The organism is Ruegeria sp. CDSC068 (assembly GCF_059610545.1).
Genome location: NZ_JBXWNV010000004.1, coordinates 251,372 through 264,602, shown reverse-complemented (window position 1 = coordinate 264,602; position 13,231 = coordinate 251,372). Strand labels below are relative to the sequence as shown.

Below are 13,231 nucleotides of genomic sequence, written 5' to 3'. Positions count from 1 at the left end.
CAAGGGCCGTGAACCAGCGGCCCCTGCCTTGAGTCACTCGGACCAGCTGATCTGCGTCAGATCGATTGCGGCTGTGGGCGCGTTTTCCCACAGGCCCTGAACTCCAGCCTTGGCCACGCCTAGCTTGGCCAGTTGAAACAGGTACCCGTTGACGTAGTCGTCTGCGATCAGGCGCTGTGCCTCACCCAGCAGACGGGTGCGTTCTTCTGGGTCTGTCGTCGAATTCAACGTGTCCATCAGCGCCTGGAAATCCGTACTGTCATATTGGAAGTAATAGTCAGGACGCGCATAGATCCCGATATCCATAGGCTCGGTATGACTGACGATGGTTAGACCAAAGTCCTTGCCTTTGAACACCGATTCCAGCCACTGAGCCCATTCAACGTTGATGATATTGGCCGTGATCCCGACCTCGGCCAGTTGGGCGGCCACAATCTCACCCCCGCGGCGGGCATACGATGGGGGCGGCAAATGCAGCGTCGTTTCAAACCCTTCCGCATATCCAGCATCGGCCAACATCTTAGCTGCCTTTTTTGGGTCGTAGGCCGAGTTCCCGGTCAGATCTACATAAGCCGGGTTGTGCGGCGCGAAATGGGTGCCGATGGGCGTCCCGTAGCCAAACATCGCTCCATCGATGATCGCCTGACGGTCAATCGCGTGGGCCAATGCCTGACGCACTTGGATATCATCAAAGGGTGGCATCTTGTTATTGGTGGACAGAATGGTTTCCCCTTCGGTCGAACCGACAAGCACCTGAAAGCGCGGATCAGCTTCAAATTGCGGCAGGTTTTCTGGCGCAGGGAAGTTGTCGAACACGTCGATATCTTCGGCCATCATGGCCGCAAAAGCCGCCGTCGGGTCCGAGATGAACTTGAACGTAGCAGTCTCTAACGCAGGCTGATCGCCCCAATAGTCCGGGTTGCGATTCAGAGTGATACTGTCGCCCTGCACCCATTCACCAAAGGTAAAAGCGCCGGTTCCGACGGGGTTGGTCTTGATGCCCTCGATACTATCGGGCGCGACAATAACCGCATCACCCCAGGCCAGGTTGAACAGGAAGTTCCCGTTTGGCTCAGACAGGGTCACCTTGACGGTCAACGGGTCGACCACCTCGATGTGTTCAATCCCGGCAAACAGGGCTTTTTGCGCATTTGCGCTATCCTCGGATCGGGCGCGGTCCAGGCTGAACTTGACGTCCTCGGCATCCATCGTGGTGCCGTCGTGGAAGGTAACCCCATCGTGCAGCTTGAAGGTATAGACCTTGCCATCATCCGAGATTTCCCAGCTTTCAGCCAGACCAGGAACCACCGATCCGTCACCCATAAACCGGGTAAGGCCTTCGAAGATATTGGTGTAAACCACCGAATCGATAGCCTGTGCTGCGGCACTGGTCGGGTCCAGATGCGGCGGCTCTAGTTGCAACGCTATGGTAATGTCGGATTTAGCGAAAACCTGTGTACCAAACAGGCTGGCGCTAACCGCCAGCACCGAGGCAAAGGACCGAAATGTCTGCTTTGTCATGTAAATTACTCCCCACTGAATATGGCAACCTGCGTTTTTTTGCGCCGTACTGCACCCAACTTCCCTTTAAACCTTAGGTCATTCAAGGAAATGTTCGCGCAACCGGGGTTTCTATAGCCCGCAACGATCTGTTATGCCGCGCTGCAACATGACAACCGGAGGAGCGACAATGAGCGCCACCGCCCGCAAAAAAGCCCCGAATGCACAGGATATCCGCGCCCGCAAAGGCGGCGAGCCGCTGGTCAGTCTGACAGCCTACACCACGCCGATGGCGCGGTTGATGGATGATCATTGTGATTTCGTTTTGGTGGGCGACAGCGTCGGCATGGTGTTGCACGGGCTGGAATCGACGCTGGGTGTGACGATGGAGATGATGGTGATGCATGGTCAGGCCGTCGCGCGCGGTTTGGAAAGTGCGATGATGGTCATCGACATGCCCTTTGCCAGTTACGAGCATTCGCCTGCCGAGGCATTCCGGAACGCCGCCCGGCTGATGTCCGAAACCAGCGCGGGCGCAGTTAAGTTGGAAGGCGGCGTCGAGATGGCCGAGACCATCCGCTTTCTGGTCAAGCGCGGGATTCCGGTGATGGCGCATATTGGCCTGACCCCGCAGTCGATCAACACACTTGGCGGCTACAAGGTTCAGGGTCGCGACGAACAGGCCGAGGCTGTACTGGAAGATGCCCGCGCTGTGGCCGAGGCGGGCGCGTTCTCGGTCGTTCTTGAAAAAGTGCCGCAGAAACTGGCCGACCAGATCACCGGTGAAATCGAGATTCCGACAATCGGAATCGGAGCCTCGGCGGGGTGCGACGGTCAGATTCTGGTTGTCGACGACATGGTTGGCTTTTTCACCGCCTTCAAACCGAAATTCGTCAAACGCTATGCTGAGCTTGGCCCATTGGCCGAAGCCGCCATAGCCGAATATGCTGCCGAGGTGCGCGCACGAACCTTTCCAGCGGACGAACACGTCTTTTCCGATCAGGCCCCGACCAAAGGACCAAAGACATGACCGCCCCAATTTTTCGCCGTCTGGCCGACCTGCGTGCCTTGACCTCGGAATGGACGCGGAAGGGTGAAGAGATCGGCGTGGTTCCGACCATGGGCGCGCTGCATCAGGGGCATCTGTCGCTGGTCGAGGCCGCAAAGGCAGGTTGTGACCGGGTGATCGTCACGATCTTTGTGAACCCCAAACAGTTCAACAACCCCGAGGATCTGGCAAAGTACCCGCGCACCGAGAACGAGGATGCGCAGAAACTGGCCCCCTACGGCGTTGATGCGATCTATGTTCCGGAACCCGAAGAGATATACCCGCAGGGCTTTGCCACCACCGTTTCCGTCGCGGGCCTGACCGATGTGATGGAAGGTGAATTCCGTCCCGGACATTTCGACGGCGTTGCCACAGTTGTGGCCAAACTGTTCCTGCAAACGCAGGCGGACAGAGCCTATTTTGGGGAAAAAGACTATCAGCAACTGATGATCGTGACCCGAATGGCCCGCGATCTGGACATTCCGACCGAGGTTGTTGGATGCCCCACGGTGCGCGAGCCCTCGGGTCTGGCCATGTCATCGCGCAACCTGCGACTGTCGTCCGAGGGGCTGGATATTGCCGCCCACAAATACCGGATCATGGGGGAATTGGCAGCCGCCCTGAAAGACGGCGCGCCGTTTGACCCTTTGGCTGCACAGGCCGAGATCGATCTGCTGGCCGCGGGCTTCACGCAGGTGGAATATATTCAACTGCGGTGTGCCGAAACGCTGGACCCAATAACCCACGCAAACCGGCCTGCCCGCCTGTTCGCAGCAGCTTGGGCGGATGGTGTGCGGCTGATCGACAATATTCCTGTCTGAACACACTGGCACGTTCGTCATTGTTTGCGCTAAAGTCCCGCAAAACCAAACGACGGGGGGCGCAGGCGTGACCTACATTCTTGCCATTGATCAGGGCACCACATCATCGCGGGCAATTCTGTTCGACGCAGAGATGCAGCGCGCAGGCACCGCGCAGCACGAATTCACTCAGCACTTCCCGCAGGAAGGCTGGGTCGAACACGACGCCGAGGAAATCTGGAACAGTGTTCTGCGCGTTTGCCGCGAAGTTATGGATAGCGTCGGGGTAACCTCTGATCAGATCGCGGGCATCGGCATCACCAACCAGCGCGAAACAACAGTAGTTTGGGACCGCGCTACTGGCGCGCCAATCCACAACGCGATCGTCTGGCAGGACCGCCGTACCGCCGAGATCTGCGCGCGCTACAAGCAGGCCGGGTGCGAGGATGACGTGACCGCCCAGACCGGGCTGCTGCTGGACCCCTATTTCTCGGGTACCAAAGTTAAATGGTTGCTGGACACCGTGCCGGGTGCGCGGGACCGGGCCGAGGCTGGAGAGCTGATGTTCGGCACCATCGACAGCTTTCTGATCTGGCGCCTGACCGAAGGGCGCAGCCACGCCACAGATGCCACCAACGCGGCGCGCACGCTTTTGTTCGACATCCACAAGGGTGAATGGAGCGCCGAGATCTGTGATCTGCTGGACGTGCCGATGAACATGTTACCCCAGGTGCATGATTGCGCCTCGGATTTTGGAGATACGACCCTATTTGGGGGAAATATTCCAATTTTGGGCGTGGCCGGTGATCAACAGGCCGCCACCATCGGTCAGGCCTGCTTCCAACCCGGCATGATGAAATCCACTTATGGCACCGGTTGTTTTGCTCTGTTGAACACAGGGGATAAGCCGGTCGAGTCGAAGAACCGCCTGTTGACCACCATCGCCTATCAATTGGACGGCAAACGGACGTATGCGCTGGAAGGGTCAATCTTTGTGGCCGGGGCAGCCGTGCAATGGCTGCGCGACGCGTTGCAGATCATCGAGAACGCCCCGGAAAGTGGCGAGCTGGCCCAAAAGGCAGACCCGAACCAGCATGTCGTGCTGGTGCCCGCCTTTACCGGCCTCGGGGCGCCCTATTGGAAACCCGATTGCCGTGGCGCGGTGTTCGGTCTGACCCGGAATTCAGGCCGTGCCGAATTTGCCAAGGCCACGCTGGAAAGTATCGCATACCAGACGCGCGATCTGTGGCACGCCATGCAGGGCGACTGGGGTGCAGATACCGACGTTATCCTGCGTGTCGACGGTGGCGCCAGCGCGTCGAACTGGGCGATGCAGGGATTGTCGGACTACCTGGGTGCCGAGGTTGACCGGCCGGTAATGCAGGAAACCACCGCATTGGGCGCGGCCTGGCTGGCCGGTATGCGCGCAGGCGTTTATCCGGATCAACAGGGATTTGCGGAAACCTGGGCGCTGGATCGCCGGTTCGAACCGGAACTCTCTGCCAAAGAGCGTGATGCCGCCTATGACCGCTGGAAACGTGCGGTATCAGCTGCGATGGCGTTCTGAGAGGTATGAAGGGTCAGCTATGATCCTTCATCAACCGCTGCTTTTGTCGTGACCAGTCACGCTTGGCCTGGGTTTCGCGCTTGTCGTGGTTTTTCTTACCCTTGGCGATACCGATTTTGATCTTGGCCTTGCCCTTGTGGTTAAAATACAGAACCAGCGGCACCAGTGTCATGCCTTTGCGCTGGGTCGCGTTCCACAGGTTCGACAATTCCTTACGTGACACCAGCAGTTTGCGCCGGCGGCGTTCCTCGTGCTTGAACGATTTAGCCTGCTCGTAAGGGGCGATATAGCTGTTGACCAGCCACAGCTCGCCATCATCGACTGAGGCATAGCTTTCGGCGATGTTCGTCCCACCTACACGCAGGGATTTGACCTCGGACCCTTCCAGCATGATGCCGCACTCAAGATCGTCCTCGATTGCGTAATCGAAGCGTGCGCGCCGATTTTCGGCGATGACTTTGTAATTCGGGTCTGTCTTTTGCTTAGCCATGACGCGTTGATCTATGCGGCTTGGGCGGCCCTTGCAAGGCGTAGCCGTCAGGAGGTGGCCGAGATAATCAGATCAGGTCCGAAAATCGTATCGGCGTGATTGTGCAAATAGATCTTGAGCCACGGTGTAAATCGCTCGGGATAGCGCTGCACTTCGGCCAGAAGATCGTGGTAATCGACCCAGCGAATTTCCATGACCTCTTCCGGGTTGGGCTCAATCTTCAGCGGGCCGCGCACATGGGCCAGAAAGATGTCGACCACTTCGTGCTCGATCATGTTGTTGCCGACATCGGCGTGATACTCCAGCCGGTGACGGTATTCCGGGTAAAGTCCGGTAATTCCCAATTCCTCGCGCAGCCGGCGCACCGCGCAGACAGACGGTGTCTCACCCCAGTCGGGGTGGGTGCAGCAGGTATTCGCCCAAAGGCCAGGGGTATGATATTTGCCCAAAGCCCGACGCTGCATCAAAATTTCGGTCCCACGCACGACAAAGACAGACACCGCCTTGTGCCGCAGGCCTTTTTCATGCGCCTCAAGCTTGTCCACTGGGGTCAACTCGCCATCAACCCAGGCCGGGATCATGATTCCCATCTGTCGTCTCCTGCTGCCGATCCACCCGAAGGGCCGGAAATTCGAAATTGGCTGCCACCGGGTCGGCTTGGCTCTGCGAATTTATGCGTGCAATGCATGAAATACCGCGCGCTTTCAAATTGGCGCTGTTCAACGCGGTTATCAAGCGCACGAAAGGCCGCAGGGGCTGCGGCCTTTTGTAACCTCAAACGGTGTTTGGTCTGCGGTTTTATTCGCCAGAAACACTTACGATATAGGCGTAAACATCCTCGGCACCCTTCTTCAGCTTGAAAGTCATCTTGGATTTGGCCGAGGTTTCACCCAGATAATCTTTCAGAAACGCCTTGGGGTCCTTTGCGTATTCAACGAATGTCGTTTCGTCCCAGACCAAACCGTTTTCACCAGCGGCAACGATGCTGTCACCATATTTGAACTCTTCAACGGTGCCTGCGGTCCGGCCTGCAATCCCATACAGGTTCGGACCGGTTTTACCGCCCTTTACGATGACTTCACCCTCAGGATCGGCAATTTGGTGACAGGATTTGCACTTGTTAAAAGTCTTCTTTCCGGCTTCGGCGTCACCTTCGGCATATGCGGGAAGGGCCAGAAGGCCGACGATTGCGGTCGCGAGAATGCGATTCATAGCTTTTGCTCCGATACGAATTGGCTGCACCGAATGGACCGTCGGCGCAAAAAAGAGTCAACGCGCAGATTGCCGCGCGAGGGCACTGTGCCACTGCGGCATATAGGCCGTCCTTAACTTAAGTCATGTAAGCCGGACCAACAGGGCAAAAGATCCCCCGACGCTGGCGAGGCAAGAAATACGGCCCGCGCGATGGCCCGCGCCAGACAGATCGAAGCCACATGGCCAAGAAGCCCCAGTTCAGCCTGTGGAAGGTCGTGATTGCCTGTGCTGACGCCGAACACCAGATCGCCATCGCCTGGTGTGTGCGCGGGAACAATCGCCCGCGCGATCCCGTCATGGGCAGCCACCGCCAACCTATGGCATTGCGGCTTAGACAGCGCCGCGTCAGTGGCAACAATTGCGATGGTGGTGTTGGCCTTGTCCGGCTGGGCGGGTCGCATTGCTTTGGCCTTGCGACTGGTCAAGACACGACCAAGACCAGTGTTGGAATCAGGCCCTAATCCACCGAATTCGTCGCCGATTTCAAACGGAGCGGCCCAGAAATGACGGTCACCCGGCGTGGTGACACTGCCGAGCGGATTGGCGGCAACCAATGCGCCAACCGTGACCCCGTTTTCCATCACAAACGAGGCGGATCCGAGCCCACCCTTTTGCATGGCAGCCAAGGCACCAGTCCCTGCGCCAGCAGTACCCAGATCGAACTGATCGGACGCGCCCTCGAATGCGCGGCGCCCCAGCGCGCGATAGGGGTTCTCGGCCCAGGCTTTGTCGCCACCGTTAAGCAGGTCAAACAGGATCGCCCCCGGAACGATAGGGACCACGACATTGCCAACCTCAAAACCGCGGTGTTGCGTGCGCAGGGCGTCGGCCACCCCGGAACAGGCGTCCAGGCCAAAGGCCGAGCCACCGGACAGAGCGATGGCATCCACGCGCGACACAGATTTGTCAGGTGCCAGCAAGTCGGTTTCCCGCGTGCCCGGCGCACCGCCCATCACGTGAACGGAGGCCGTAAAGGGATTGGGTGCCGTCAGAACAGTTGCGCCGGATTTGAGCGCGTCATCCTGAGCGTTTCCAACCAAAAGGCCGGGAACATCAGTGATCAGGTTTCGGGGTCCGGAGGTCATTGCGTTTTCAGATGCTGGAGCAGAAGAGCGCGCAGGCGCGCTGCCTCCGGCGGGGATATTTCTTGCCAGATGAAGAGCGGATCAGATGCAGCGGCCACCGTCGACCTCCAAAGCTGTGCCGGTGATCATGCTGGCCTCGTCGGAACACAGGAAACAGGCCGCGTTGGCCATGTCCTCAGGCGTTGAGAAACGGCCCAGCGGGATGGTCGACAGGAACTTGGCCCGTATCTCGGGCGTGTCCTCGCCCATAAAGGACTTGAGCAGGGGCGTTTCCCCTGCAACCGGGCAGATGGCGTTTACCCGGACACCCGATGGGGCCAGTTCGACCGCCATAGTCTTGGTCGCGGTGATCATCCACCCCTTGGAGGCGTTGTACCAGTTGAGTTTCGGACGCGGCGACAGGCCAGCCGTCGAGGCCACGTTCAGGATTGCACCGGTACCACGCGATTTCATATGCGGAACCAATGCACGGGCCGTTAAATAGACAGATTTCATGTTCACGTTGAAAACGCGGTCGAAATCCTCTTCGCTCACATCCTCCAGCGGGGTGGGAAGGTGGGTGACGCCGGCGTTGTTGACTAGGATATCGAGATGCCCCAGTCGATCAAAGGCTGCGTCTGCCATCGCCTCAACCGATGCGCCGTTGGCCAAATCGACCTGATGTGCAAAGGCGTTCGGGCCCAATTGATTGGCCTGAACCTCGGCCGCATCACCGTTGATATCGGCGATCATGACGCGGGCGCCCTCGGACAAGAACTTGCGTGCGATCCCGGCACCAAAACCTGATGCGCTACCAGTCACGATTGCGGTTTTACCCTCTAACCTCATGATCTTGTCCTTTTGCAGCTGCGCAAAATCAGAGTAGCGATGCGCCGTAAAGATACCAGATCAATCTTCGGGTATCTTACCGCGCAGGGCTTTGACGTCTGAGCGTGCCTTTTTGGAAGCCAGACGTCGCTTGACCGAACCGTAGGTGGGTTTGGTGGCGATACGGCGCTTGGGTTTAACCATAGCGCGGGTGATCAAGTCGGCCAGCCGGTTGCGCGCTATTTCGCGGTTGCGCGCCTGGCTGCGGGTTTCGTCGCATTGAATGATGATCGCGCCCTCTTTGGTCCAGCGTCGCCCCGCCAGTCGCTTGAGCCGCGATTTGACGGGATCAGGCAAAGAAGGTGAGCGCGCCGCCTCGAACCGCAATTCGACGGCGGTGGACACCTTGTTCACGTTCTGCCCGCCGGGACCGGATGAGCGAACAAAGCTCTCGGTCATTTCCCAGTCTTGCAGGGTGATATCGTCGGTGATGCGCAACATGAGGCTGACCTTACAGGCCTGATCCGAAAACAAAAAGGGCCGCCCCGCATGGGACGGCCCTTCGAAAGCTCAGGAGGTTGGGTCGGTTAGATCAATCGACCAGCCGGAGCGAGCGCTCCGCCAAGGGCTGCCTTAACAGGCGATCCCCCCGGTTGTTCCAACACCTCTCTCCAATCCCTTTCTCGACATTGGATCACCTCCTTTCAAACTGTTTCGGTTACTGGAATCGTGCCACGAGTTGCACGAAACTCAAAACGTTTTTTTTACGCCGGCTGAGCGGTCAGTCGCGCCACGATCACCTTGAACGGGATCAGCGCGATCATCGCCAGCGACAATTTCACCAGCCAATCCGCAAAGGCCAGCGTTACCCACAGGGGCGCCATCGGACCGGTCAGCATGAAGGGTACAGGCTCCCACGCCCAGCTGATTGCGGCGTCGGCGTCGGCACCAAAGAGAGTAATCGAAGCCGAGAATGCGATGGTGAAGAACAAAGTGGTGTCCAACGCCGATCCGATCAGGGTCGAGACCAGCGGCGCGCGCCACCAACGGCCGCCACGCAATGAGTTGAACACGGTCACGTCCGTAAGCTGCGCGAGCAGGAAAGCGGTCCCGGACGCAACGGCGATTCGCAGCGGCACAGCGGCATAAGTGAAACCGTCACCTTGCAGCATGATCTGGCTGCCGATCAGCGAGCAGATGATACCGGTGATAAACCCGGCAAACACGACTTTGCGGGCGGTCGCCACGCCATAGACGCGGTTCATGATGTCGGTGACCAGAAAGGCCAGCGGATAGGTGAAAGCACCCCAGGTAAGCAGCCCGTCAAAGATCAGGAACTGAACCAGAAAATTCGAGGCCACAACAATGGCAGCCATGGCAATAATGCCGGGTATATAAGCGCGTTGCATTTTCAGATGCCCGTTTTGACAAGGTAGCGGCGACTTGGCCAAGGGACCGTCCCAAGGCAAGCCGCGCTTCTAGACCTTTGCTTTGGACGTGTCAATCGGGCAGAGCATACTCGACCAGTTCAGTACGCTGAAGCGCCAGAAAATTATCATCTGACACCATAGTGGCCCGCAAACGGCCCTCGTCGTCGCGCCAGACAGACAAACCCTCGAGGTTGTCATGTGCACCGGTCCCAGTTTGGAAAAGAACCTCTTCGGCGCTTGGGGTGTCACCGTCCAACTCCCATCGCCGCAGACGCGAACGGAACCCGATCCAACCAACATCCCGTTCCAAAACGTAAAGCCTGCCATCCGGTCCGAAATCTGCTGCAACTGGCAGAAAGTCCCCCCGTTGCGGCAAAACGAAAGGCGTCGACCACGCCTGACCATCCCACCGATAGACAGGGATATCACCCGTCGCTGTTCGGTTTTCCTCGGGCATTGTGAAAATGTGGCCGCGCTGATCAATAGCCAACGCCTCGAGCGAGCCGTTGACCTCAAAGCCGTCGAACGCCTTGGGCCGCGGCAGAACCTGCGCTTTGTTCCCTGGCGCGGGGTAATAAACCACGCGGTGGATACCTTCGAACGAGACGAACAGGGCGCCATCGGGGGCAATGGCTATGCCTTCAGAATCCCCGGCCCCACCTGTCAGAGGGCGTCCTCTGCTGGAAATGAGAGGCCAATTTTCAGTGATCTGAATGTCAGAAATTTCGTCATCATTACGCTCGACCCGTCCAGTAATCAGTGTCGAACGATCGGTCATTCCAATCAAATGGCGGCCATCATCCGAGATGTGGATGGCAGAAATCCCGCCAAACCACTCGGCCGTGTGACGCCATGTAAAACTACCAAGGTGGTTGGGTGTCTTGAGATCAACTGCCCAAGCCGCTCCGGCCAGTAATACCGCGACGATCAGTTGGATTGCAGAACTTGTGTGCATTGCTGAGGAAGATCGGCCAATCGAAATTCACGCCGTTTCTTGGGCGCTGGGGCATTTGGGTCGGGTGGGGGTGGGTTAAGGATATTATTCACCCATTGTTGCGCCTCGGCACAGCCATCCCCTTTTGGCGGAGGATCCTGATTAACGCAACCTTTAGAGCCGCGTGGGCATTTCAGACGGACATGGAAATGATAATGATGTCCCCACCAGGGCCTGATCTTGCGTAAATAGGCACGATTGCCCTTCTCGTTTTTGCACATTTCCGCCTTGGCACCGGGAAAGACGAAAATTCGCGCAACTCGCTTGTCCTTTGCGGCCTGGCGCAGCACGGCATGGTGTTGTTTCGTCCAGTTGCCGTTGACAAACGCGCCATTCGACCGGCGCAGCGAAATCGACGATATATTCTCACGTGCTTTGCGGCTTAAGCGCATGTTGTCGCCGGGCAGCATCCAGATATCGATGTCCAGACCCAGTTGATGGCTGCGGTGCCCGGATGTCATCGGCCCACCGCGCGGCTGGCTGATATCGCCGACATATAGCCCGTTCCACCCGGGCTGCTTTGCCGCAAACCTGCTGAGGTCCTGCACATAATCAATCGCCTCAGGATGCCCCCAATTTCGATTGCGCGACAGCCGCATCGCCTGCCATGTCGGTCCCGTTTCGGGCAATTGCACCGACCCTGCAGCGCACCCACGCGAATAACTGCCGAAGGCTGCGGATTTTTGCTGCGAACTTGCTTTCTGCGCCCCGAACAACTGCTTTGCCAGAGGCTGCGCCGTAGCAGCGTTCGTCAGAACAATCGCGGCTAGTATCGTCAAAAAACGTAATAAAATCATCTGCTCTGATCCCCTTCCGGTTTCACCCAGCGCATCAGTATTAGCCCCAGAATAAACAACAGAACGATGGGTGACACCCCTAGTCTTGCACTGCCGGTTACAGTTGTGGCTATTCCGATCAGCAAGGGGGCGGCAAAGGCCGTGGCACGACCCGACAAACCATAAAGCCCAAAGCTCTCGACCGGGGCTTTGGGGTCGGTGTGACGCACCATCATCGAACGGCTGGCGGATTGCAGAATACCGCCCATTCCGCCGATCAGAACCCCGCAGCCAAAGAACACCAGATCAGGCAGGCCGGACCCTTCGGGTATAGACATGCCAAAGATCTGTGTACGGTCCATCGACACGATGGTGATGCACACAAAGATCAGCACCCAGATGGCCACCAAAATCACCGGTTTAGGGCCGTATTTCTTGTCCAACTTACCGCCGACCCACGAAAACGCAGCCGCAGCCAGAACGCTGACGATACCAAAGACGCCGATCTTGATCAGGTCCCATTCCAGCACCAGTCGCGCATAAACACCGCCAAAGGTGTAAAGCCCGTTCAGCGCGTCGCGGTAGAACATGGATGATCCAAGGTAGGTGGCCAGGCTGACCCGATGACGCAGATTGGAAATCGACTTGGCCAACAGGCGCAGGGCGTCGCCCACATTGCCTTTTTTGTCGGTCGGCGCATCATCCCGGACCCAAAGGAAGTAGGGGATCATGAACAGAACGAACCAAACCGCCGTGAATGGCCCCACGAAACGTGTGCCCTGCTGCATTGAGGCATCCAGCCCAAACAGCGGATCCATCCCGATCAGGGTCTTGCCGTTGGCCTGCTCGACGAACAGCGCCAGCATGATCGCAAGTGAGATCAGCCCACCAAAATAGCCAAAGGCAAATCCCGACCCCGAAATCTCACCAACCTCATTTTCGTCCCCCAAATCGGGCAGCTGCGAATTGATGAAGATCAGAGCGTATTCCGCGCCAACAAAGCCCAGACCAAAGGCCGACAGCATCAGCCACATATTCGACCCGTCGGGCATCGTGTACCAAAGCGCGGCAGAGCCAACCGCATACATCACCGAAAACGCGAAAATCCATGGCATTCGGCGACCCGAAACATCGGCCATGGCCCCCATCAACGGCGCGCCAAAAGCGATGATCAGACCAATGATGGTCATGCAATTCGCCCACACCGTCTGCGCCCGCGCATCGGCCGCATCGGCATCCAGACCGGACGTCAGATAATACTCTGCCGCCACCCCGGCAAAGTAGGGACCAAAGACAAATGTAACCAGCAAGGTGTGATACGGTTGACTGGCCCAGTCGAAAAACCACCAACCCCAAATGCGCTTGCGCTTGGAAATTTCTGCCATAACTGCCCCTGTTTATCGTTGTTTTCATAAGACGGGTCTTTGGCCTATTTCGCAAGGGTTCTGTTAGCGCACACTTGCTCTTTGCCGCGCTAGCC

General features: G+C 57.9%; 14 protein-coding genes. 3 read left to right on the top strand and 11 right to left on the bottom strand.

The genetic code is table 11. The features are described from left to right. Positions 1-33: 33 nt before the first annotated feature. Positions 34-1,521, bottom strand: a complete 1,488-nt coding sequence (locus AC2FID_RS10550) for an ABC transporter substrate-binding protein (RefSeq protein WP_496836730.1) — start codon at positions 1,519-1,521, stop codon at positions 34-36. Positions 1,522-1,690: 169 nt separating this feature from the next. Between AC2FID_RS10550 and panB the strand changes: the two genes are divergently transcribed. From panB to glpK, 3 genes are all read left to right on the top strand, one after another. Beyond that, positions 1,691-2,530: a 3-methyl-2-oxobutanoate hydroxymethyltransferase gene (gene panB / locus AC2FID_RS10545; RefSeq protein WP_109313659.1), complete on the top strand. Its 840-nt coding sequence runs from the start codon at positions 1,691-1,693 to the stop codon at positions 2,528-2,530. Continuing rightward, positions 2,527-3,369 carry a pantoate--beta-alanine ligase gene (gene panC / locus AC2FID_RS10540; protein WP_496836728.1) on the top strand — a complete coding sequence of 281 codons (843 nt, stop codon included), beginning with the start codon at positions 2,527-2,529 and terminating at the stop codon, positions 3,367-3,369. The genes panB and panC overlap by 4 nt, the downstream gene beginning before the upstream one ends. Positions 3,370-3,436: 67 nt before the next feature. Further along, entirely contained in the window at positions 3,437-4,915 is a 1,479-nt protein-coding gene (glpK, locus tag AC2FID_RS10535; protein WP_496836727.1) for a glycerol kinase GlpK, read from the top strand. Between the two features lie 13 nt (positions 4,916-4,928). On the opposite strand, the gene smpB is transcribed toward glpK, so the two are convergent. From smpB to AC2FID_RS10485, 10 genes are all read right to left on the bottom strand, one after another. Next, complete coding sequence (gene smpB, locus AC2FID_RS10530) at positions 4,929-5,405, bottom strand: SsrA-binding protein SmpB (RefSeq protein WP_058272887.1); 477 nt, start codon at positions 5,403-5,405, stop codon at positions 4,929-4,931. Between the two features lie 47 nt (positions 5,406-5,452). Next, on the bottom strand, positions 5,453-5,995 hold the full coding sequence (gene idi / locus AC2FID_RS10525; protein WP_058272886.1) for an isopentenyl-diphosphate Delta-isomerase: 543 nt from the start codon (positions 5,993-5,995) through the stop codon (positions 5,453-5,455). Between the two features lie 208 nt (positions 5,996-6,203). Beyond that, on the bottom strand, positions 6,204-6,617 hold the full coding sequence (locus tag AC2FID_RS10520; RefSeq protein WP_058272885.1) for a c-type cytochrome: 414 nt from the start codon (positions 6,615-6,617) through the stop codon (positions 6,204-6,206). A gap of 113 nt (positions 6,618-6,730) precedes the next feature. Next, complete coding sequence (locus AC2FID_RS10515) at positions 6,731-7,744, bottom strand: P1 family peptidase (RefSeq protein ID WP_496836725.1); 1,014 nt, start codon at positions 7,742-7,744, stop codon at positions 6,731-6,733. Positions 7,745-7,825: 81 nt separating this feature from the next. Beyond that, positions 7,826-8,572: an SDR family oxidoreductase gene (locus AC2FID_RS10510; protein WP_496836723.1), complete on the bottom strand. Its 747-nt coding sequence runs from the start codon at positions 8,570-8,572 to the stop codon at positions 7,826-7,828. Between the two features lie 60 nt (positions 8,573-8,632). Continuing rightward, complete coding sequence (gene arfB, locus AC2FID_RS10505) at positions 8,633-9,052, bottom strand: alternative ribosome rescue aminoacyl-tRNA hydrolase ArfB (RefSeq protein ID WP_282170143.1); 420 nt, start codon at positions 9,050-9,052, stop codon at positions 8,633-8,635. 263 nt (positions 9,053-9,315) lie between these two features. Beyond that, positions 9,316-9,960: a queuosine precursor transporter gene (locus AC2FID_RS10500; protein ID WP_058279096.1), complete on the bottom strand. Its 645-nt coding sequence runs from the start codon at positions 9,958-9,960 to the stop codon at positions 9,316-9,318. A 91-nt stretch (positions 9,961-10,051) separates the two neighbouring features. Beyond that, the gene (locus AC2FID_RS10495; protein ID WP_496836721.1) at positions 10,052-10,936 is read right to left on the bottom strand and encodes an esterase-like activity of phytase family protein; all 885 of its coding nucleotides are present in this window, start codon (positions 10,934-10,936) and stop codon (positions 10,052-10,054) included. Beyond that, positions 10,909-11,772, bottom strand: a complete 864-nt coding sequence (mepA, locus tag AC2FID_RS10490; protein WP_496836719.1) for a penicillin-insensitive murein endopeptidase — start codon at positions 11,770-11,772, stop codon at positions 10,909-10,911. Before mepA ends, AC2FID_RS10495 begins: the two co-directional genes overlap by 28 nt. Then, the gene (locus AC2FID_RS10485; RefSeq protein ID WP_496836718.1) at positions 11,769-13,136 is read right to left on the bottom strand and encodes an MFS transporter; all 1,368 of its coding nucleotides are present in this window, start codon (positions 13,134-13,136) and stop codon (positions 11,769-11,771) included. The genes mepA and AC2FID_RS10485 overlap by 4 nt, the downstream gene beginning before the upstream one ends. Between the last annotated feature and the right edge of the window lie 95 nt (positions 13,137-13,231).

Excerpts from the sequence above, each read along its gene's own strand:
- AC2FID_RS10550 (WP_496836730.1), bottom strand. The coding sequence starts at position 1,521 with ATGACAAAGCAGACATTTCGGTCCTTTGCCTCGGTGCTGGCGGTTAGC.
- panB (WP_109313659.1), top strand. The coding sequence starts at position 1,691 with ATGAGCGCCACCGCCCGCAAAAAAGCCCCGAATGCACAGGATATCCGC.
- panC (WP_496836728.1), top strand. The coding sequence starts at position 2,527 with ATGACCGCCCCAATTTTTCGCCGTCTGGCCGACCTGCGTGCCTTGACC.
- smpB (WP_058272887.1), bottom strand. The coding sequence starts at position 5,405 with ATGGCTAAGCAAAAGACAGACCCGAATTACAAAGTCATCGCCGAAAAT.
- idi (WP_058272886.1), bottom strand. The coding sequence starts at position 5,995 with ATGGGAATCATGATCCCGGCCTGGGTTGATGGCGAGTTGACCCCAGTG.
- AC2FID_RS10520 (WP_058272885.1), bottom strand. The coding sequence starts at position 6,617 with ATGAATCGCATTCTCGCGACCGCAATCGTCGGCCTTCTGGCCCTTCCC.
- AC2FID_RS10515 (WP_496836725.1), bottom strand. The coding sequence starts at position 7,744 with ATGACCTCCGGACCCCGAAACCTGATCACTGATGTTCCCGGCCTTTTG.
- AC2FID_RS10510 (WP_496836723.1), bottom strand. The coding sequence starts at position 8,572 with ATGAGGTTAGAGGGTAAAACCGCAATCGTGACTGGTAGCGCATCAGGT.
- arfB (WP_282170143.1), bottom strand. The coding sequence starts at position 9,052 with ATGTTGCGCATCACCGACGATATCACCCTGCAAGACTGGGAAATGACC.
- AC2FID_RS10500 (WP_058279096.1), bottom strand. The coding sequence starts at position 9,960 with ATGCAACGCGCTTATATACCCGGCATTATTGCCATGGCTGCCATTGTT.
- AC2FID_RS10495 (WP_496836721.1), bottom strand. The coding sequence starts at position 10,936 with ATGCACACAAGTTCTGCAATCCAACTGATCGTCGCGGTATTACTGGCC.
- mepA (WP_496836719.1), bottom strand. The coding sequence starts at position 11,772 with ATGATTTTATTACGTTTTTTGACGATACTAGCCGCGATTGTTCTGACG.
- AC2FID_RS10485 (WP_496836718.1), bottom strand. The coding sequence starts at position 13,136 with ATGGCAGAAATTTCCAAGCGCAAGCGCATTTGGGGTTGGTGGTTTTTC.